1 protein-coding gene is annotated in these 692 nt (G+C 28.2%); it reads right to left on the reverse strand.

What is annotated here, in order from left to right; genetic code table 11:
* On the reverse strand, positions 1-646 hold a 646-nt coding region (locus tag L8U04_RS08270; RefSeq protein ID WP_263709824.1), incomplete at its 3' end, for an Ig-like domain-containing protein.
* Positions 647-692: the final 46 nt, after the last annotated feature.

Here is a 692-nt window from a genome sequence, read left to right on the forward strand (position 1 = left end):
CAATCAAGGTAAGCTGTTTATATATATAAATTTCATCTGTAAAAAAATCCGCTGACTTATTTTTTGTTTTCATATATTTAAATTGAATATTGAAATTACTACACAATGGATTCGATACTCCATAAAATTCCAAAGTAGCCTTACCACTAGAATTTACTCTAACATGATCTTGCTTTGGTTTAGCCGCTGATAAAAAATCATGATATATTTCAATTTCTGTATTCGGGATTAAATTATTTACCTCAAGATGAAAATCTTGATTTAATTCTATGGTTTGCTTATAACCCTTATAGCTAGGATAAATAATACTAGGGATATATTCTTTATCTACATATGCAATAGTAGTGCTAACACTTTGTCCAATAGTATTTACACTAATTACAGGGTTATTTTTAAATGGGGTTTTAGAAGTAATAGTTGCTTTAGCTTCACCACTAGAATTAAATGTTGTATCATGATCATTTAAAGTAGCGTCTCCACTTATATTCCATTCTACTTTAGCACCTTTTTTACCATCTTTTAGCGTGATATTGGCTTGTGCTTTTTCTTCGGTGTATATTGTTTTATCCCCTTCAAATTTTAATTCTCTTTGATAAAGCTTAATTTTATCTGCAGCAAACTCTATTTTACTTGTTCTTGTCTTCATATAATTAAACTTAATAGCAATATCTTTAACATTATAATCACTAATC

Origin of the sequence: Campylobacter sp. IFREMER_LSEM_CL908 (assembly GCF_025771545.1) — a bacterium.
Taxonomy (GTDB): Bacteria; Campylobacterota; Campylobacteria; order Campylobacterales; family Campylobacteraceae; genus Campylobacter_D; species Campylobacter_D lari_D.